The sequence below is a fragment of the Anaerosporobacter sp. genome, from assembly GCF_031551385.1.
In the GTDB taxonomy this organism is placed as follows: domain Bacteria; phylum Bacillota; class Clostridia; order Lachnospirales; family Lachnospiraceae; genus Anaerosporobacter.
Genome location: NZ_JAVBNS010000034.1, coordinates 1 through 20,406, shown reverse-complemented (window position 1 = coordinate 20,406; position 20,406 = coordinate 1). Strand labels below are relative to the sequence as shown.

20 protein-coding genes are annotated in these 20,406 nt (G+C 33.3%); 19 read left to right on the top strand and 1 reads right to left on the bottom strand.

Translation table 11 applies throughout. The features are described 5' to 3' along the window. The first annotated feature begins 6 nt into the window (after positions 1–6). The 19 genes from RMR19_RS04270 to RMR19_RS04180 all read left to right on the top strand — a co-directional run bounded on the left by RMR19_RS04270 (position 7) and on the right by RMR19_RS04180 (position 20,120). Complete coding sequence (locus tag RMR19_RS04270; RefSeq protein ID WP_310602258.1) at positions 7–270, top strand: hypothetical protein; 264 nt, start codon at positions 7–9, stop codon at positions 268–270. A gap of 164 nt (positions 271–434) precedes the next feature. Continuing rightward, entirely contained in the window at positions 435–1,028 is a 594-nt protein-coding gene (locus RMR19_RS04265) for an AbiU2 domain-containing protein (protein WP_310602257.1), read from the top strand. A gap of 92 nt (positions 1,029–1,120) precedes the next feature. Beyond that, positions 1,121–4,009 carry an ATP-dependent helicase gene (locus tag RMR19_RS04260; protein ID WP_310602256.1) on the top strand — a complete coding sequence of 963 codons (2,889 nt, stop codon included), beginning with the start codon at positions 1,121–1,123 and terminating at the stop codon, positions 4,007–4,009. Next, entirely contained in the window at positions 4,009–5,886 is a 1,878-nt protein-coding gene (locus RMR19_RS04255) for a site-specific DNA-methyltransferase (RefSeq protein WP_310602255.1), read from the top strand. Before RMR19_RS04260 ends, RMR19_RS04255 begins: the two co-directional genes overlap by 1 nt. A gap of 2 nt (positions 5,887–5,888) precedes the next feature. Further along, complete coding sequence (locus RMR19_RS04250) at positions 5,889–8,483, top strand: TnsA endonuclease N-terminal domain-containing protein (RefSeq protein WP_310602254.1); 2,595 nt, start codon at positions 5,889–5,891, stop codon at positions 8,481–8,483. An 81-nt stretch (positions 8,484–8,564) separates the two neighbouring features. Further along, the gene (locus RMR19_RS04245; protein WP_310602253.1) at positions 8,565–9,611 is read left to right on the top strand and encodes a PDDEXK nuclease domain-containing protein; all 1,047 of its coding nucleotides are present in this window, start codon (positions 8,565–8,567) and stop codon (positions 9,609–9,611) included. A gap of 117 nt (positions 9,612–9,728) precedes the next feature. Continuing rightward, a complete protein-coding gene (locus RMR19_RS04240; protein ID WP_310602252.1) occupies positions 9,729–10,934 on the top strand; it encodes an ABC-three component system protein in 1,206 nt (401 codons plus the stop codon). Further along, positions 10,927–11,415, top strand: a complete 489-nt coding sequence (locus RMR19_RS04235; RefSeq protein ID WP_310602251.1) for a three component ABC system middle component — start codon at positions 10,927–10,929, stop codon at positions 11,413–11,415. Before RMR19_RS04240 ends, RMR19_RS04235 begins: the two co-directional genes overlap by 8 nt. A 1-nt stretch (position 11,416) precedes the next feature. Beyond that, positions 11,417–13,381: a DUF3732 domain-containing protein gene (locus RMR19_RS04230; protein WP_310602250.1), complete on the top strand. Its 1,965-nt coding sequence runs from the start codon at positions 11,417–11,419 to the stop codon at positions 13,379–13,381. A 472-nt stretch (positions 13,382–13,853) separates the two neighbouring features. Next, complete coding sequence (locus RMR19_RS04225; protein ID WP_310602249.1) at positions 13,854–14,696, top strand: hypothetical protein; 843 nt, start codon at positions 13,854–13,856, stop codon at positions 14,694–14,696. Between the two features lie 147 nt (positions 14,697–14,843). Further along, positions 14,844–15,506, top strand: a complete 663-nt coding sequence (locus RMR19_RS04220; RefSeq protein WP_310602248.1) for an AlbA family DNA-binding domain-containing protein — start codon at positions 14,844–14,846, stop codon at positions 15,504–15,506. After that, positions 15,500–16,120 carry an ATP-binding protein gene (locus tag RMR19_RS04215; protein ID WP_310602247.1) on the top strand — a complete coding sequence of 207 codons (621 nt, stop codon included), beginning with the start codon at positions 15,500–15,502 and terminating at the stop codon, positions 16,118–16,120. The genes RMR19_RS04220 and RMR19_RS04215 overlap by 7 nt, the downstream gene beginning before the upstream one ends. Before the next feature lie 28 nt (positions 16,121–16,148). Beyond that, positions 16,149–16,316, top strand: a complete 168-nt coding sequence (locus RMR19_RS04210; RefSeq protein ID WP_310602246.1) for a hypothetical protein — start codon at positions 16,149–16,151, stop codon at positions 16,314–16,316. A 707-nt stretch (positions 16,317–17,023) separates the two neighbouring features. Then, positions 17,024–17,155: a hypothetical protein gene (locus RMR19_RS04205; protein WP_310602245.1), complete on the top strand. Its 132-nt coding sequence runs from the start codon at positions 17,024–17,026 to the stop codon at positions 17,153–17,155. A gap of 78 nt (positions 17,156–17,233) precedes the next feature. After that, on the top strand, positions 17,234–17,413 hold the full coding sequence (locus tag RMR19_RS04200; protein WP_310602244.1) for a hypothetical protein: 180 nt from the start codon (positions 17,234–17,236) through the stop codon (positions 17,411–17,413). A gap of 34 nt (positions 17,414–17,447) precedes the next feature. Next, a complete protein-coding gene (locus RMR19_RS04195) occupies positions 17,448–17,654 on the top strand; it encodes a hypothetical protein (protein ID WP_310602243.1) in 207 nt (68 codons plus the stop codon). A 110-nt stretch (positions 17,655–17,764) separates the two neighbouring features. Then, positions 17,765–17,986 carry a helix-turn-helix domain-containing protein gene (locus RMR19_RS04190; protein ID WP_310602242.1) on the top strand — a complete coding sequence of 74 codons (222 nt, stop codon included), beginning with the start codon at positions 17,765–17,767 and terminating at the stop codon, positions 17,984–17,986. A gap of 75 nt (positions 17,987–18,061) precedes the next feature. Next, on the top strand, positions 18,062–19,591 hold the full coding sequence (locus RMR19_RS04185) for a type I restriction-modification system subunit M (protein WP_310602241.1): 1,530 nt from the start codon (positions 18,062–18,064) through the stop codon (positions 19,589–19,591). Further along, positions 19,581–20,120 (top strand): restriction endonuclease subunit S, encoded by a 540-nt coding sequence (locus RMR19_RS04180; protein ID WP_310602240.1) that lies wholly within the window; start codon positions 19,581–19,583, stop codon positions 20,118–20,120. The genes RMR19_RS04185 and RMR19_RS04180 overlap by 11 nt, the downstream gene beginning before the upstream one ends. Here the strand turns inward: RMR19_RS04180 and RMR19_RS04175 are convergent. Further along, a partial coding sequence (locus tag RMR19_RS04175; protein ID WP_442871527.1) for a restriction endonuclease subunit S occupies positions 20,117–20,406 on the bottom strand: 290 nt, incomplete at its 5' end. The genes RMR19_RS04180 and RMR19_RS04175 overlap by 4 nt on opposite strands.

Below are 20,406 nucleotides of genomic sequence, written 5' to 3'. Positions count from 1 at the left end.
TAGAATATGAATGAAATACTTGGCTTTGTAAATGAAAAAACAAAGGTATTAGTAATTCTAAAGGAAAACCAATTACAAATTGATGGGAAGAGCATATGCCCATTGAACCAACAAGAAATAGCTAATCTGGTACCCTGTGGGAAACTTAAGGTGAATCAGATATTGAAAGAATTAATTGAGGATGGTTATGTTGAAATGCTTCATACGAAGGGGCGGTATATTGTTACGACTAAGGCGTATGAAGTGTTGAAAAAATTGTCATTACGTTAGTGTTTTGTATCAAACCACAGTCAGCAATAGAAAGATATGTGTTGAATATTTAGTAGAAAAAGGTATTTTCCTGAATTCCACATATGAGATTTCTTTGTAAGGAAGTTAAAATTGTGTTGTTATGTAATTGAGTTGTGATATAAAAAAAGAATGAAGGTATGATAATGAATCAAAAAGAAGAGATGAGAGTTAAGCTTGTAGAAGAAATCGATGGATACTTTATGCAGCTAGTTTATTTAAAAGATGTTATGAGCGTTGAAGAGGATATTTCTGACAATAAAGAAAAATTGAAACTTGCTCCTAATTTTACTTTGATTGTAGAATGTGCATTAGTAGATAGTTATATGCTTACCTTTATGAAATTATATGATAAGTCAAAAAAGACTAAAACGATTCCTAATTTAATAAAAAAATGCATTGCTAATATTCATTTGTTCCCATCTCAAGATGATATATTATTAAAATTGAGAGAATTTGAAGCTAAGATTAATGAAGATGAATATATTGCACATGCTATAAAAACACTTACATATAGACGTGATTCAGTTTATGTACATAATGACAATAAATATTTTGGTAACAAGATACAAAATGATAATTCTTATTTAAAAATGTATCATTTATGGATTTTAGCGATTTTTACAGAAGAGGTATTGATATATCTTTTTTCACAGCTTACTTCTGATAAAAGTCGACAAACAAAGTATAATAATGATTTGGGAAAATTATTTGAAAATTCTTCAATCAGATCAAATTAGTGAGTCCTGAAAAAGGGACAGGTAGATGTGGTAGACAGAGGGAAAAAATTTTAGGTTACTTGTAAAATATTCAAATTAATAGGGAGACGACTATGAGTTTTGATTATGGAGAGGCAAACGAAGAACAAAGGTTTGCAATATCTACAACTGAAGGCCCACTTTTAATTATTGCGGGACCAGGAACTGGAAAAACATATACGCTAGTAAAACGAATCGTTTACTTGATTACAGAATGCAATGTAAGCCCAGAAGAGATAATGATAGCTACATTTACTGAGAAGGCAGCAAAGGAATTAATTACGCGTATAACCAATGAATTATTGAATATTGGAATATCTATAAATATAAATGAAATGTATATAGGTACGTTTCATTCTATTTGCTTAAGAATACTAAAGGAGCATTTGGAATATACGCGAATTAAAAAGAACTATCGAATGCTGGATAATTTTGACCAGCAATATATGGTTTTCCAGAAGATAAATGAATTTCGTAAAGTAGAATATTTCGATACTTTATTTCCCAATGCTACGGGAGCATGGAGACAAGCAGGAACGATTGTAAAATATGTAAATAATTTATCGGAAGAGTTAGTAGATATTGAAGCAATGCAAATGGATTCTGATGAAAGTATTGTTGCAATAGCAAATATAATGGATACATACTATTTTATTCTGGAGCAAGATAACCTAATTGATTTTGCAAGCATTCAGACGGAAACATATAGACTGTTGTTAAACCATCCAGAAATACTTGTAGAGATTAGGGAAAAAATTAAGTATGTAATGGTTGATGAATATCAAGATACAAACTATATACAGGAGTTATTAGTATTCTTGATTGCTGGAGACAACGAAAATATTTGTGTTGTTGGTGACGATGATCAAGGCCTTTATCGTTTCAGAGGAGCAACCATTAGAAATATTCTGGAATTTCCTAGACATTTTGAAGAAGGAATATGTAAACAGGTAAAACTTGTTACAAATTATCGTTCAGAGAAGCAAATTATTGATTTTTATAATGATTGGATGAAAACGACAGATGGTAGAGCATATGATTTCTTATGGAAAAATTTTCGATTTGATAAGAAAATTGTTCCAGGCAAAAAGAATTACAGTGAAAAGACAGCTGCTTTGAAATGTTCTGGAAAAGAAATTCCAGAAGATTGGTATGAACAAGTATTAAATTTTGTTTTGAGTTTAAAGAAAAAAGGCATTCTTACAGACTATAACCAGATTGCTTTTTTATGTCGTTCAGTTAAAAACGATAAAATCATAGATTTAATAGAGTATTTGGAAGACCATGATATTAAAGTATATTCTCCACGTTCTGAAATGTTCTTCAAACGAAAAGAAATTAAAGAAGCATTGGGTTGCTTATTGTTGTGTTTTCCAGAATACATATCTAAACTTAGAGATCGTGATTTCAAATTTGACTTTAGGGAACTATACGATTATTACGGGAATGAATGCATAAAAGCTGCGAAGGAACTAATTCAAAACAATAAGGATACAATAGGAAAATGGATTACTGAAAAAATGAAAAAGCACAGTAATCTAAGTAGAGATAATGCAGATTATGCTTTTACAGGTTTGCTATACCAATTATTTCAATTTGAACCATTCAGTGATTATCTTGGTGTAGAAATGAAAACTGGCGTAGTGGATGAGAGACCTGCCAGAAACTTGTCGATTCTAACATCTATTCTTGGAAAGTATGAATATTTACATCGGATTGATGTATTTACAGAATCTAACATTGAGCAAGCTGTAGAACGATTCTTTAACATGTATCTGAGATTTTTAATTGATGGTGGAATCACAGAATATGAAGATGATACGGAGTATGCACCGAGTGGATGTATTTCGTTTATGACGATTCACCAATCGAAAGGAATGGAATTTCCGATAGTAATGGTTGATTCGTTGAATGCAACACCTAGAATTAACGCTACTGCAGTTATTGAAGATATAGAGAATAAATATTTTCATCGAAGTGTATTTGAAAGTCGGGATGATATTAAGTACTTTGATTTTTGGAGACTATATTATACGGCATTTTCAAGGGCACAGAATCTGTTGGTGTTATCTTGCTGTGAAAAGAACGGCAGAGGAGCAACACCCAGTAAATATTTTGAAGAATTTTATAATAAGCTACCAGATTATGAAGATGTGAATTTGGAAGACATAGTTTTAGAAAAAGTAAAACCTGTTAATATAAAAGATACATTTTCTTTTACTTCTCATATAGCACTATTCGAAAATTGTGCTCTGCAATATAAGTTTTTCAAAGAATTAGGCTTTACGCAAGTGAGAGTTGGAGCAACTTTATTTGGAACATTGGTACATGAGACAATTGAAGATGTTCATAGAGCTGCTATGCGAAAAGAAGAAAATACGATTATTCCTGAAAATATAAGGGATTGGTTTGACACAAATTACACAACTCTTTCTAAGAGTGAGCATTCCTATTTAGGGCAAGCGCAGATTGAAGCCGCCTACAAGCAGGTAATGAGATATGTAGAGCGCACTAAGAAAGATTGGAGCATAATTCAAGATGCAGAAGTTGAAGTAAGTCTTGTTAAATCAGACTATATTTTAATGGGAAAAGTTGATTTGATACGGGGAGAAGGAGATACTGTTGAAATTGTTGATTTTAAGTCCGAGAAGAAACCAAATATATTAATTGAAACAGAAGAAATGAAACGATATCGAAGACAACTAGAGGCTTATGCACACTTAATCGAAGAAAAAACAGGTAAGTCAGTAAGTAAAATGCATCTCTATTATACGGGGGAAGAAAATGGTGTTCCAACAATAAGTTTTGACAAATCAAATACTTCAATAGGTGCTACCATACAAGAGTTTGATAAAGTTGTAGAGAAAATTCAGAAAAAAGATTTTTCAGGTAGGGCAAAAGATAAAAATCTATGCGCCAACTGTGATATGAGACACTATTGTAAACGAAAGGAAGCAAAATAATGAACGACCAGATATCATTTGAATTTGAACAAAGAAAACCAATAAAGGGATATCCAGAATTACACTGGACGGGAAAGAGACCATATTCATCAACACAGTATTATCCAGCACAGCTGAAGGAATCTTATGGAGAACCTATAGATGGTTGGATGAATAAAATTTTCTGGGGCGATAATTTGCAGGTCATGAGCCATCTGTTGAAGGAATATCGTGGAATGGTTGACTTGATTTATATAGATCCTCCATTTGACAGTAAGGCAGATTACAAAAAGAGCATTGATATAAGGAAGAAAAAAGTGATCGGAGACATGTCATCATTTGAAGAAAAGCAATATTCTGATATTTGGACAAATGATGAATATTTACAGTTTATGTATGAACGACTAATCATTATGCGAGATTTGTTGAGTGATCAAGGAACTATTTATTTACATTGTGATTATCATAGAAATCATTATTTAAGGTGCTTGCTTGATGAGGTATTTGGAACCGATAATTATATAAATGAGATAGTATGGAAAAGAAGGGGTGGAGCTTTAAATAACTCAAAATCATTTGGACAATTGACAGATACTATTTTAATGTATAGTAAAACAAGTGCGTATAAATTTAATATGATTCGTACAAAGGATTCGCCAGAAGCACAAGAATATATTAAACAGCGTTTTGTTTACAATGATGGTGATGGAAGGTTATACAGTAGAGATCCTGTTACAAATCCATCTTCTACACCAAGTCCATCTTTAATTTATGAGTATAAAGGTTATCAACCACCTGAAAAAGGATGGGCTTTTTCTTATGAAACCATGCAAGAGTGGGATAAAAATGGTAGACTATATTTCCCACCAGATAAAAGCCAACGAATAAGAAGAAAAACCTTTTTAGATGAATATCAAGGACAACCTGTTCAAAATTTTTGGGGAGATATTTATGTGATAAACTCTCAAGCAAAAGAATCATTGAACTATCCGACACAAAAACCGGAAGCTTTGCTGGAGAGGATAATTAATACTTCTTCACAACCAGGAGATATTGTTTTTGATTGTTTTATGGGTTCTGGAACAACTCAAGCAGTAGCGATGAAACTTGGTCGTAGGTTTATTGGCGCAGATATTAATCTTGGATCTATTCAAACAACAACAAAACGCTTGATAAATGTTGCAAACGAATTAGAGGATGATTCATATAAAGGATTTGAAGTATACAATGTAAATAACTATGATTTCTTCCGTAACCCAGTAGAAGCAAAGGAATTAATTATTGATGCACTTGGAATTCAGAAATATGATTCATCATCAATTTATGACGGAGAATTAGATGGTTATATGGTTAAAATTATGCCTACAAACCGTATTGCAACTAAGGCAGATCTTGAAGAATTAAAGGCTAATCTACCATATAAGACATTTGAAAAAAGGAAAGAAGAAAATCCAGGAACTGTTGTAGAGAGAATAAAAATCATTTGTATGGGTCATGAAGCTGATTTAAAAGCATCACTAGAACAGGAATTATCGGCTTATAAACTAGATATAGAAATCGTTGATATTCTTAGGGATAAATCAGATTTACAATTTAAAAGGGAAGCGGATGCAAATATTTTAAAAGAAAATGGTAAGTTGATAGTAAAGGAATTTTATCCTATGAATCTTTTGCAGAAATTAAGCATGCAAAAAGAATCCGTCGAAGATTGGAGACAGTTAGTTGAATCAATCTTTATTGATTGGAACTATGATGGAGAGACCATGAGACCAGAAGTGTGTGATATTCCAGGAAAAGATGAATTAGTAGTTGGCGTATATGGAATAACAGATAGTGCAGGACGAATAAAAATAAAAATTACGGATTTACTTTCGGAATCGCTTGAAATGGAGGTATAAAGATGGCAAAAGAAGCAGGAATGGAATTTGCCTTTTTTGAGTTTCTTCATTCTTTTTACAAGGAAAGCAAAGGTAGAATTCGTAATAATTATAAAGCGGTGACAAAAAAGTATTTGGATTATAACGACAAAGAAAAGAATCCGGATGCTTTTTTGAGAAAACCGCAGTTTGAAGCACTTGAAATGTATATTTTTATTAAAGAGTTTATGGACAATGCTCAAATGTATCAGATTTTTGATGATTGGTCTAAACGGAATGGAATCTTTGCAAATAGATACTATTATGATGAACAAGGACAGCAGACATTATTTGATGTTTATTCACCAAAACAGTATCATGATTATTTTTTACAGATAAAAAAATATGCCGAAAATTATCCGAATTACATTTATGCTTTAACGATGGGATTGGGAAAAACAATTTTAATGGCGACATGTATTTTTTATGAATTTCTACTATCATCGAAATTTCCAGCAGACGATAGATATTGTCATAACGCCCTTGTATTTGCTCCAGATAAAACAGTATTACAGTCGTTGAAAGAAATAGTGACATTTGATAAGAGTAAAGTGGTTCCACCAGAATATATTGGGGTTTTAGATGCAAATATTAAAGTTCATTTCCTGGAAGATACAGGAACTACTTTGAATACACTGGACGGATCAAAGTACAATATTATTGTATCAAATACTCAAAAAATTATTTTAAAAAGACAGCGTAAAGAAAAAACAGCAGTTGATAAACTTTTTAGTGGTGATATTCCGGGACAATCAGTACTAGATGATGTTTTAGGAATGCTTCAGGAAATTAGTGACGATGCTAGTCTTATGTCAAATCAGAGATTTGAGAAGTTGATAAGATTAAAACAGATGGGTATTTTTGTAGATGAAGCACATCATATGTTTGGTGCAGACTTAGAGAAAGCGCTTCATAAGGGTGGTACAGCCACTAGTTTAAGAACAACAATCAATGAATTAGCCACGGAATTGGAAAGTCAAGGAAGTAGAGTTGTAGCGTGTTACAATTTTACAGGAACACCATACGTTGATAATAAAATTCTACCAGAAGTAGTTTATGCATATGGTCTTCAAGCTGCAATTCAAAATCATTATCTAAAAGAGACCAGCGTTATCGGATATAGTAATGTCAAGAGCAAAGAATTTTTGAAGGTAATTATTAAGGACTTCTGGGAAAAATATGGAGACAAGGAATATGAAGGTTTAGTTCCAAAGATGGCTATTTTTGGAGCCGAGATTGCTGAGGTCGAAAAAGATATCCGTCCAGTTATAGAGGAAGTGCTATCTGAATTAGGAATTTCATTAGATAGGATTCTTGTTAATGTTGGAGATGATAAACTTACCAAATCAGAAGATATCAGAGATTTCAATAATCTTGATGTTGTTGGGACACAAGGTAGTAAGAAACAGTTTATATTACTTGTCAATAAAGGGCGTGAGGGATGGAATTGTCGTTCATTATTTAGTGTTGCATTATTTAGGAGCCCTAAATCTAAGGTGTTTGTTCTTCAGGCTACAATGAGATGCTTGAGAAAGATTACAGAAGAACAACAGACAGCAACCGTGTATTTATCTAAAGAAAATATGGATATTCTTGATGATGAATTAAGAAAGAATTTCCGTACAAGTATTGAAGAACTTAAAAATAAGAGTAATACAAACAGAAAGAAAGTTCCGGTTAGAGTCGTAGAACCACCAAAGACAATTAAAATGCACAGACTTCATTATGAGTATTCAATCGCTGATAAAAATGTATCTGATCAACTCGAATTTGGATTACTTGATTTGGAAATAGAAACATATGATGCCACCATGTATGTAAAGGAAGGAATCTCGACGGCCTCTGTAGTGCGTGAAAGCACGGTAAATTACATGGTTGACAAGATGGAATATTCTGAAATTACTCTTGTTGCTGAAATCGCTAGATATTTTCCAAATATCCGTTGTACTGAGATTGCACGTATGCTTCTGAATTCCAAAGAAGGAATGCCAACAATTCTTGCTATGGTGAATGAACATAATGAAATAATACATGATAAATTGGTACCTGGTATCTTTGACTCTCTATACGAGGTCAAAAAAGATATTATTAAAGAAAATGTCGATGTTCAATTACTAAAAAAACCAAAGCAGGGTGGGTATTATGAGTTTAGCGGAAATGAAGAATTGATTGTTTCAAAAGACTCTAAGGATTCGGTTGTCGTAAATAATAAAGGTAAGAGCTTCCATGCGGATACCTATGTATTTGATTCAAAACCAGAACTTCAATTGTTCCTGCAATTACTATCTGACAAACGGGTAAAAGAAACGTATTTTACTGGAATGTTCACTAGCGAACAGACGGATTTCTACGTTCCATATGTTGATCCTGAATCAAATAGATTGAGAAAGTATTATCCTGATTTTCTTGTAGAAATGAATGATGGAACCTACATGATTCTTGAAGTAAAGGGTGATAATATGCTAGACGATCCAATTGTAAAGGCAAAGAAAGAGGCGGCAGAAGAAGTGGCAGTTGAGAGTGCTATGAAATATGAAATTCTTGCTGGTAGTGAGATTATGAAAGGGCATGGAATCTAAGATTTTTAAAAGAAGAAAATAGATTTAAATAATAAACGAAAAGTCGCTACATTGTCGCGATTTTTGGAAAGGGAATAATATATGCCAAATGAAATTATTTTACCAGAGAAATTTAATAGTGTATATCAAGAAATAAATACATTAATTGAAGATAAAAAAAATGATGTTAAAAAAGTTGTCAATAGTGCAATGCTAAACCTATATTGGGGTATTGGAAAATGTTTGACAGAAGAGATTCTGGGGGAACAAAAGCCGGAATATGGAAAAAATCTTGTGGCAGAAATAAGCAATCGCCTTACTTCTGAATATGGCAAAGGATTCAATCGTGCTTCATTATTTCGAATGATACAATTCTATCAAGAGTTTAGTGATTATGAGAAAGTCGCGACACTGTCGCAACAATTGACCTGGTCACATTTTGTTGAACTTTTACCAATAGACGATGAATTAAAGAGAGATTTTTACGCAACGATGTGTAAAAATGAAAATTGGTCAGTACGTACATTGAGGGAACGTAAAAAATCAATGTTATATGAGCGTACTGCAATCTCAAAAAAACCAGAAGATACGATTGCAAATGAAATAGCAGAATTACGAGATGATAGAAAAATGTCTCTGGATATGTTTTATCGTGATCCCTACATGTTAGATTTTTTGGGATTAAAAGACACGTATAGCGAAAAAGATTTAGAAAATGCAATTCTTGCAGAATTAGAAAAATTTATTTTGGAAATGGGATCTGATTTTGCATTTTTAGCAAGACAAAAGCATTTTGTTCTAGATGGGAAAGACTACTACATGGATTTACTTTTTTATCATCGTACGCTCAGAAGATTAGTTTTAATTGAATTGAAACTTGGAGAATTTGAGCCGCAGGACAAAGGTCAGGTAGAACTATATCTTCGCTGGCTAAATAAGAATGAAAAAGCAGAAGGAGAAGAAAATCCAGTAGCATTGATATTATGTGCTGAAAAATCACAGGAAACAATAGAACTGCTAGAACTTGATGGTGGAGACATTCACGTTGGACAGTATCTGACGAAGATGCCACCAAAGGAATTATTGGAACAGAAATTGTCATTGGCTATTGCAAATGCAAGGGAACAGTTAAGTCAACGTGATCATTAAGAGTATTTTATTGTTCGTGTACTTACAAAAACGTGAAAGCTAAAGTTGGATTTGTATTTTTTGGAGTTCATGGATAAGAGATAGGATAAAACTTTAGGGTGAGAAGAGGTGAATGTTTTGGAGGATAAAAAGGATATCGAAATATCTAACACACATGTACCAGACAAATTATATGGATATGGTTTACAAGTTCGTCAAATGTTATATGAGTTGCTAAATTGTGAACTGGAAAGTACAGTAAGTGTAGAGAAATTTGATGATGTTGGCATAGAAAATCCAAATGGAAAAGAAGCTATTCAAACTAAAAGTGCATTATCTGCACGTAATCCTGTATCAGATAAAGCTACGGATTTATGGAAAACCTTATATAATTGGTTAATTGCGCTCAAAGTCGGTGAACTATCAATGGACAATACCTTATTTACACTTGTGATAAACGTTGATAAAAGTGGAGGCATCGTGTCATCGATAAATATGGCACGAAATAGTGAGGAATCGTTGACTGCGTATGAAAATATAAAAAATGCATTTTTAGATAATGAAGAAAATTATATACAGCAAAGTGATTCAATTAATCAGTATGTTGAGACTTTTATTTCAGACGAGAACAAACGATATGCACTCTGTATTATTGAAAAATTTAAATTAGTGGTAATGGATGAGGGACATACAAATAAAATATATCAGGAATTCAAAGCGAAGACATATCTACCAGCAGATATTCAAGAACTGGTATTTGATAAAATCTTAGGTTGGATTGATAAAAAAACTGCATTGCAAATAGAAAATAGTCAACCTATGCAAATTTCGAAAGAAGAATTTCAAAATGAAATGATTTTAACTCAAAAATGGGTTAATCAAAATAAATGTTTGGTTGAGTTGGCGCCAAATCCAACTAACACTGAAATTGAACTACAACAAAGAGAATATAAAACATACATAAGGCAACTGCAATTAATTGAATTAGATTATGACGATCAACTTGAGGCTATAAATGATTACTTAAAAGCAGCTGCAAATAGAACTGTTTGGGCAGTGAAAGGTGATGTAAATGAGGAGATTATTACTCAGTATTTTGAAGATTTAAAAAGTCGGTGGAAAACGAAAAGAAATATTGTTGAATTAGATAAAGATACTTGGGAAGAACCCAAAAGAGGAAAATATTTATATAATATGTGCGTGGATGAAGATGTGAATATGGGAATTTTAGTGACACCAAGATTTTTTAAAAATGGTTGTTATCATGAGTTGGCGGATATGGAGGAGATTGGTTGGCATCCAATTTACAAGAAAAAATTAAAAGAGGATGAAAAAAATGATTAATGAATATGATAATGTCCGGAATCCTATGCTAGGAGCATATATTCTCTGGAACTTTATATTGGGATACTATTCTGAAAGTAATGACTTAGTTCATATTGAACTATTGTTCATTGTTTTGCCAATGATTTTGAAAGAAGATATTGCACAGCAGATACAATCTACAAATAAGTCATCAGGAATGAGGATCATGTCAGATAAATTTATGAAGACAGAAGTATTGAAAAATGATTTGGTAAGTAGTATCCATAAAGATATAGAACGAATGAAGGAAAGTACTGTTGAGTCTATTGGTGAAGCTATAAAGGCAGGGTTAGTTTCTTTAGATTTGGATACAAATAAGTTTTTTCCAATTGAACTAAAAAAGAGAAACAAAGAAGCTGTGTCGGTTTTGAAATTGGGAAAAAATGCAGAGAAACTGGGACAATGGTGCTCTGGACTAACTTTGACAGAAATTGAAGAAATTTTGAAAGTGAGGTTTTAACATGCAGTTTCAAATAGAAAAACTGATATTATGGCCTAAAAATGAAAAATTTGAATATAAGGTTATAGATTTTAATACCAATACAGTTAATGTGATTACTGGTGATTCTAGAACAGGAAAGTCAGCAATTATACCTATAATTGATTATTGTTTGGCAAGTGGTGATTGTTATATACCCACTCAAACAATAAGAAAAGCATGCAGTTGGTTTGGTGTAGTTGTCAAGCTTGAAAAGGGCAGGGCTCTATTTGCGAGAAAAGAACCTGGATTACAAAAATCTACTAGCGAGATGATGTTGATTCAGGATGAAAACATTGAGATTCCGAATACACCGGAAAAGAACGCAACCTGTCAGAGTGTTAAGCGGTTTTTAGACGAATATTCCAAATTAAGTTTTATAGACACAGATGAGGGGTATTATGGAAGTCGTCCTGCTTTTAGAGACTTAATGTCATTTTGTTTCCAACCGCAAAATGTTGTTGCTAATGCAAATATTTTGTTTTATAAAACTGACAAGACAGAACATAGAAATAAATTGATTAATATCTTTCCTTATGTTTTGGGTGCGATAACACCTGAAGTGCTATCTGCACGTCAAGAATTATCGGATTTACAAAGGCAGTTAAAGAAAAAAGAGAGCGATTATGAGAAGTTGTGTCAGTTGACAACTCGATGGGAAGATGAGATAAAGGGCTGGATGTCGGTGGCCATTGAGCTGGGGCTGATAGAAGAATCTAGTAGAAATATTAGTTTTGAAAGTCAGTTAAAAGAGATGGAAGAGCTAGTAAGAACCAATACAGAAGGAAAAATAATAAAGAGCGACAGTATTTTCAATAGTTCACAAGAAATAGTAAAACTAAGAGAATCTGAGAATTCAATTGCTTTGGAACTTACAAAATATAAGAATCGTTATATAGAAATGTCACAATTGACAAAAAGTATAAATGAGTATAGAGATGCTTTAACTATTCAAATTGAAAGATTAAATATTACTTCTTGGCTTGATGAAAGAGCGAAAAAGGGGCATATTTGCCCTGTTTGTCAACAAAAATGTGATGATGACAACCATCAAAGAAATTTGTATTTTACTAGATTGAAAGAAGCAAAAAATAAAAAGAAGCAATTGGAAGATGTTCCAGCTGCTTTTGAAAGAGAATATGATTTTGTAAAAGGGGAGATTCAGAGATTAACTGAAGAACTAGTATCCATTCAAAAAAGGATTAAAATCGAAGAATCTAGAAAAAAGCAAGAGGCTGATGCAGAGAATATAAATCCTAATAGATATACATTGGATGGAATATCAAGATTCTTAGGGAAAATAGAGTATGCAAGTGAGACAATTGCTTCTCTTGAGGTAGACGGTGAACTATCTGAAGAAATAAATAAATTAAAAATCAGAATTAATGAGTTGAAAAAAGTAGTAGATGAGTCAGTTATAAAAAGAAAAATTGACAGTGCAATTACAAGAGTATCAGTAAAACAAATGGAATTAATAAAATCACTTGATTCAGAACGTCCAAATGATCCGTTTAAACTCGACTATAAAAATTTGACGGTTGAAGTGGACAGTCAAGATGGAAGAAAAGATTACCTATGGGAAATAGGAAGTGGTTCAAACTGGTTGGCATATCATATTTCGACAATTTTGGGATTGCAATCTTTCTTTTCAACTTTTCAAGCATCAGTACCAAACTTTGTTGTGTTTGATCAGCCAAGCCAGGTTTATTTTCCACATCTTTCAGATGTCGATGAAATAGAGGTTAAAAATTTAAAAGATGTTGATAAAGAAGCGGTGAAGAGTATTTTTTCTACTATGGCAAAGTGTATATCTAATACGAAGGGTAATATGCAGATAATTGTTTTAGAACATGCTGATTCATCAATTTACGGAGAACTTGAGGAAATACATGAAGTATGTGTATGGCAAAATGGAGACAAACTAATTCCTTTAGAGTGGATAGAATAACTGGGTATATATTTTGGATAAAATCTGTATTTGAATTAAAGAATATCTGTGATACACGATGATACCTCTATGATACCCAAAGCTTAATATACTCAAAATAATACATAGAATTCCTGAACTAAAAGCAATTAGATGATAGTAAATATATCAAATAAATTCGCATTAAAGCGAATGGCTAGGGAGTTTGAGTAATATCAATTTAATACAGGTTATTTTATGTGACAGGTCGTCTTTGAGATTGCCTGTCATATTCATATTATCTTAATTATGCTCAAAAGTAAGGAATTTTTGTTGCCATTGTTATATTAAAACTGGTAATGCTATTTCTTGCACCGTTGGTGCGAGTTTTCTTGAAATAAGAAAAAGCACACAGTATGCACCTAATTGATTTTTAGGGTAAAAATGCTTATAATGTAATAGAGGCAAAGAAAAATATGGTAGATAATCCAATTAGATAAGAGGAGGATATTTATTGGAAATTCTGAAAAATATTATAGAGTGGTTTATTGATTGTTTTAAGAGTATACCGGAGGGAATTGTTAGTGGCGTGTTTACGGGACTACTTTTTTGGGGCCTGCGCCTTATTCTTAATAAGATAAGTAATCAAAGTGGAAAGCTAAGACTAGCTTTAAATAAATTTTCAGCTGTCTGGAAGGCGCAGCCCGAAATAGGCTCGGAGTATAGAGTTATTCCCACTCCCAATTATAAATTTCCTAGGAGGAACAAAAAGAGCAACGCCTCTTCAGCTGATATGGGAGGTACACTATTTATTGTGATATTGATTTCAAGCTGGGGAAGTTTATGGCTACAAGAACATCAAATTGAAGTACAAACTATATTCTATTTTACAAGTGCCATTTTTATATGTTTAGGGGCTTTTTTTATTTTCATCTCGGCCTTTACTAATAGAATTCAAAGCAGTACGATGAAATATAGTATTTTTTCTATTATAGTGTCTATGTATATATATTATAGTGGATTGATTTTGCCAAATTTGATTGAAAAAATGCCAGACGATATAAACATGAGTAAACTTTTATTAGCTCCAAAAGAATATTGGCCAAGTATTTATGTTTTCTTTGGATTGCTAGTCGTGGTTATTGAAATTATCATTATATTAATTATGCTACTTAGAGTTATGGTGATTAAAATTGATTCTAAAATAGAGATCGTTTTTATTAGAAAAATAATTTATTTAACTAGGTGGTTAGAAAGTATAGTAGGTTTAATTATTATGTTTGGATTACTAACAATTTTTTCGTACATGTTAACATCTGGTTTGTTTATCGAGACAATCTTTAAAATGCAAGCATGATTATTGCATAAATATAAGTTACATGCATGATGGCACAGGGAACAGCTAAGGATATATATTACAGAGGATGGAATCAAGAAAGCAAAAGAGTTGCTTTTGGAATATGGTATTGCTGATTTAGAAGAATAAGTGTGGGAGGTGAATTGATTGGAAAAACTATTCGACATAACAAAATTTGATTCATACAAAGAGGATAATCGTCGAGAGGTTAAGAAAGCCAATGGTGGTCTGCCAAACGATATGTGGGAAACATATTCAGCATATGCGAACACGTATGGTGGAGTTATCATACTTGGTGTAAGAGAACAAAGTGATAAACATTGGAAAACTACTGGGTTAAAGGTGGCAGATAAAGAAAAACTATTGGATAATCTATGGAACATGCTTCATAATCCTCAAAAGGTAAACATTAATCTACTGTCAGAGGCTAATGTTGAAACATATGAAGTAGATGCGGATATTATCATTGTTATTGAAGTTCCAATGGCAAAACGTAGTCAGAAGCCAGTATATATTAACAATGATATGTTTAATGGAACATACCGTAGAACAAATTCTGGTGATTACAAATGTACCAGACTCCAAGTAAAGGCAATGTTGCGTGATCAGACGGAAAATACAGTAGATATGGATGTATTGGATGATGCCGAGATGTCAGACCTTAATAGCGAGACGATACAGGGATACAGAAATCGACACAGAATACTGAAGACAGGTCATCCTTTTGAAAGACTAGATGATGCAGAATATTTACGCAGTATTGGAGCTGCCGCTATTTCTAAAGAAGATAAGCAGCTGCAGGCATGTTGATGTTTGGAGATGAGTTCAATATTATAAGACATTTTCCGGAGTATTTCTTGGATTATAGAGAAACACTTGATCCAACAATAAGGTGGACGGATCGTTTACAGTCTAGTTCGGGAGAGTGGTCTGGTAACATATGTGATTTCTATTTTAGAGTATATAACAAAATCACAAAAGACATCAAGATTCCCTTCAAAACAAAAGGAGGAGATCGTATTGATGATACACCAGTGCATGAGGCATTAAGAGAGGCGCTTGCAAATTGCTTGATTAACACTGATTTTTATGGCGTTAGAGGTGTAGTTATTCTAAAAGAACCTGATAAATTAATTTTCCAAAATCCAGGATATATTCGTACCGGAAAAGCACAGATGAGAATGGGTGGTGAATCGGATCCAAGAAATAAGGCATTAATGAAAATGTTCAATCTTATTAATATTGGCGAACGTGCTGGCAGTGGTGTGCCGAATATCTTTAATGTATGGAAAGATGAAGGTTGGATAGAACCTGTGATTGAAGAACGGTTTGATCCAGATCGTACGATTTTGTCACTTGAATTTAAGAAAAAGCAAGCGATAAAAACAAGCGATAAAAAACAAGCGATAAAAAACAAGCGATAAAAAGCAAGCGAAGAAAACTGCAGAGAACATGGATAAAATCAGAGAATATTTGCTGGAAAATGGAAAATCAAAAACAAGCGACATTGCTAAATCTATTGGACTAAGTTCTGCTAGAACGAGGGTGATTATAGCTAAAATGGATGATGTTATTGGTGCTGGTGAAAATAGGAACAGGACATATATATTAAAGGAATAGCCAAACGGATAAGACTTGCAGGCTAAAATAGTTGATTTTCTAATAGCCATCCACTATAATAAAAACATGGCAACACTTTGGCAACAGAAAATCAGTAAGCCAGAATAAAATATGTAATTGAGATAAAATAAAGGCAGTTCCTGAACGAAACTTAAACAAAGATGTTTAAGAAGAGCGGTGGACTTGCTGAGTTTGAATAAATGTAAAAAATATACAGGCGATTTCGTTTCAATTAAAAAAGGTATTCAAGCCTTCCAGCGGAAATGTTGAAAATTGTCTTTGAAATAAGAAGAAAATAATGAATTTTTATAGACCTTGTATAGAGGAGAGATTCTCTGTATGAGGTCTTTTTGTATGTAGATAACCTTGAAACAATTTACAACTGCTAGAAAGCCATTTGTAAATTATTTGATGAGAGAGAAGAAACTAGTTCATTTTCGATTCGAGGAGAATCTATACGAATTTTATATTGATGATATAATGGCATTCACGTAGTGCTATGCAGCAGAAACGTTAGTAAATGATGGGCAAGAGGCAGAAATAATTGCTTGTGCGATTTTTTTCAGGAAAAGGTCCGACCTTTTCCGTAGCTTGCAAAAACTGTCAACAGAAGATTTATCAGTAACAGAGTAATTGAGAAAGTGAGGAATCAATCATGGGATTGAACAGAAATACTTGCACAAATAAAAGAGAGGGAGGGCGTATTTATGCCAGATGGAAGAAGATATCGTTCCGACTTGAAGGAACATAAAATTTCAGTGAAGTTGTCGTTAGCGGAATTTCGTGATTTTCAGAAATGGCATATGGAAACGCAGGAGAAACTGGATATCCTAAAGTGAGATAAGAGGGAATTGAAGCCGTAGATAAATGTTGGAATAAATTATCTCGAGGAAAATCTGGAAGCGGCTATGCATGTGGTGGATCAAACAGAAAAATTAGAATATGAAGCATTTGATGGTGTTCCAATGTTGGATAATTTGAATAAAACAGATTTGCAAAGTGAATTTATACAATTGGATAACGACGAGAAGAAAGAAATATCTGATGAAGATAGGTTGGGAGAATATGAGCTGGCATTAGAAGAAAGGGCAGAGTAAATAAGAGATTATATTGTAAATAATTATAGGGCGTATGATTATTTGTCAGAAAAAGAAAAAATGGGATTGTTTTGGTTTTTGGATTGATGATATTAAATATAATTTGGAACTTCATAAAATTGTTTTGCATAAGCTCGGGATTCAGTATGCGGGGGCTGAGTTGTTTGAGGAGAGTGAATGGAAAAATGAGGTGATGTATGGATGCGGAGTTTATCGGCTGAATATCATATGTGAATTATAATAAAAAGCATTCGAGAAATCGAAAGGGTTTGGTGGAAAAAATTCATTAGTAGTAGTATAATTAAAACTGAACATTATTAGTATTTTGATGAAAGTATCAGAGGTGAAATGATGGAAATCAGCTATAAGAAATTATTTGTTATGATTGTTGAGAAAGATATGACAAATGCAGATGTGCGAAAGGCGGCAAAGCTTAGTACAAGCACATTTGATAAACTAAAGAAAAATAAGTTGGTTGCTTTAGATGTTTTGATTAGAATATGTGCTGTGTTACAATGTCAAGTTGGAGAATTGATGGAGATTATTAAGTATCCAGAACTGAATGAGTCCTGATAATAGGATAGTTGAATATGGTAAACTGAGAATGAGATACTATAAGTTTGTATATGGAAATGAAGGAGATAACAAATGGCAGATAAAAACAATATAAATATTGGATTTGAATCGCAAATATGGGATGCGGCATGTGAACTATGGGGACATATTCCAGCGGCAGAATACCGTAAGGTAATTGTGGGTCTTATTTTCCTTCGATATATTTCAAGTGCTTTTGAAAAGAAATATCAGGCACTGGTTGATGAAGGTGATGGATTTGAGGACGATAGAGATGCATATGTAGAGGACAATATATTTTTTGTTCCAGTAGAAGCAAGATGGAGTACAATTGTTTCAGCAGCACATACCCCAGAGATAGGAACTGTGATTGATGATGCAATGAGAGCAATAGAATCGGAGAATAAAACTCTAAAGAATGTTCTTCCAAAGAATTATGCAAGTCCTGATTTAGAAAAAAGAGTTTTAGGAAATGTGGTTGATCTCTTCACAAACATGGATATGGGTAATGCAGAAGAGGGTAAAGATTTATTAGGACGAACATATGAGTATTGTATTGCGCAGTTTGCAGCCTACGAAGGTGTTAAAGGTGGAGAATTTTATACCCCATCTAGTATAGTAAAAACGATTGTTGCTATTTTGCGACCATTTGATAATTGTCGTGTATACGATCCTTGCTGTGGATCAGGTGGAATGTTTGTACAGTCGGTAAAATTTCTACAAGCACATAGTGGCAATCGTGAACGAATCTCAGTATATGGGCAAGAATCTAATGCAGATACATGGAAGATGGCTAAAATGAATATGGCAATTCGGGGAATAGATGCAGACTTCGGACCATATCAGGCAGATACATTTTTTAATGACCTACATAAATCACTAAAAGCAGATTTTATTATGGCAAATCCGCCATTTAACCTTTCGAACTGGGGAGCAGACAAGCTTAAGGAAGATCTTAGATGGAAATATGGTGCACCACCAGCGGGGAATGCCAACTATGCATGGATTCAGCATATGATTCATCATCTTGCACCGAATGGAAAGATTGGCCTTGTTCTTGCAAATGGAGCACTTTCTTCCCAGACGAGTGGTGAAGGAGAGATTAGAAAGAAAATAATAGAGGCTGATTTGATAGAAGGAATTATTGCAATGCCGACACAGCTATTCTATAGCGTAACAATACCGGTAACTATTTGGTTTATTAGTAAGAATAAAAGACAAAAGGGAAAAACATTGTTTATTGATGCTCGCAAAATTGGATATATGGTGGATCGTAAGCATCGTGATTTTACTGAAGGAGTGCAGGAAGATGGTAGTTTAGGTGATATCGATAGATTAGCTAAAACTTTTTCGGATTTTCAGGATGGTACACTGGAAGATGTCAAAGGATTCTGTGCAATTGCATCATTGGAAGATATTAAAAAGCAGGACTATATATTAACACCAGGGCGATATGTTGGAATAGAGGAGCAGGAGGATGACGGGGAACCATTTGAAGAGAAAATGACACGATTGACTTCTGAACTTTCGGATATGTTTGAGAAATCGCATGAGCTTGAAGATGAAATAAGAAAGAAGTTGGGGGCGATTGGGTATGAAATTTGATAAGAAAAAAATGATTCTATCAGATATAGCTGATTTTAATCCGAGAGAAAGTATTCCAAAGGGACAACTAGCCAAAAAGATAGGTATGGATAAACTTCAACCATTTTGTCGAGATATATCAGCTTATGAAGAGGAAATGTTCTCGGGAGGTACAAAATTCCGAAATAAAGATACAATTATGGCACGAATCACACCATGTTTAGAAAATGGTAAGACAGCAATGGTTAATGTGCTAAATGACGAGGAAGTAGGCTTTGGTTCAACTGAATATATTGTTTTCAGAGCAAAAGAGGGTATTTCTGATCCGTATTATATTTACTATTTGGTTTGTAGCCCTTTTGTACGAGAATCAGCAATTAAATCAATGGTTGGATCATCGGGCAGACAGAGAGTTCAAGTTGATGTGATTCAAAAACTAGAAGTATTTGTTCCACCGTTAGGAGAACAAAGAAGAATTGGGAATATATTAAAGATAATTGATGATAAGATTGCTATTAATACAGCGATAAACGATAATTTAGCGGCTTAAATATCGATTTCGGATACATCCAGCTCACCGGACATGAGTCGTGGCAGTAATGTGTCTCTTAGATTTAATAAGTCTTTATTTTCAATGACATTTGCCTCGTATTGAGCCATTAGAACACCAGCAATAGATTCAAATTCAACAAGCCTGTTATTGTCTGGAATTAAAACAACGACTTTGTTCAAATCGCCTTGAGTTATAAGTGGCTGCGTAGAACCTCGATTCATCGATGAGTAATCTATCCTCTGTAGAATTTGATTTGTAAACTCATAATAGTTACTTGTAATGA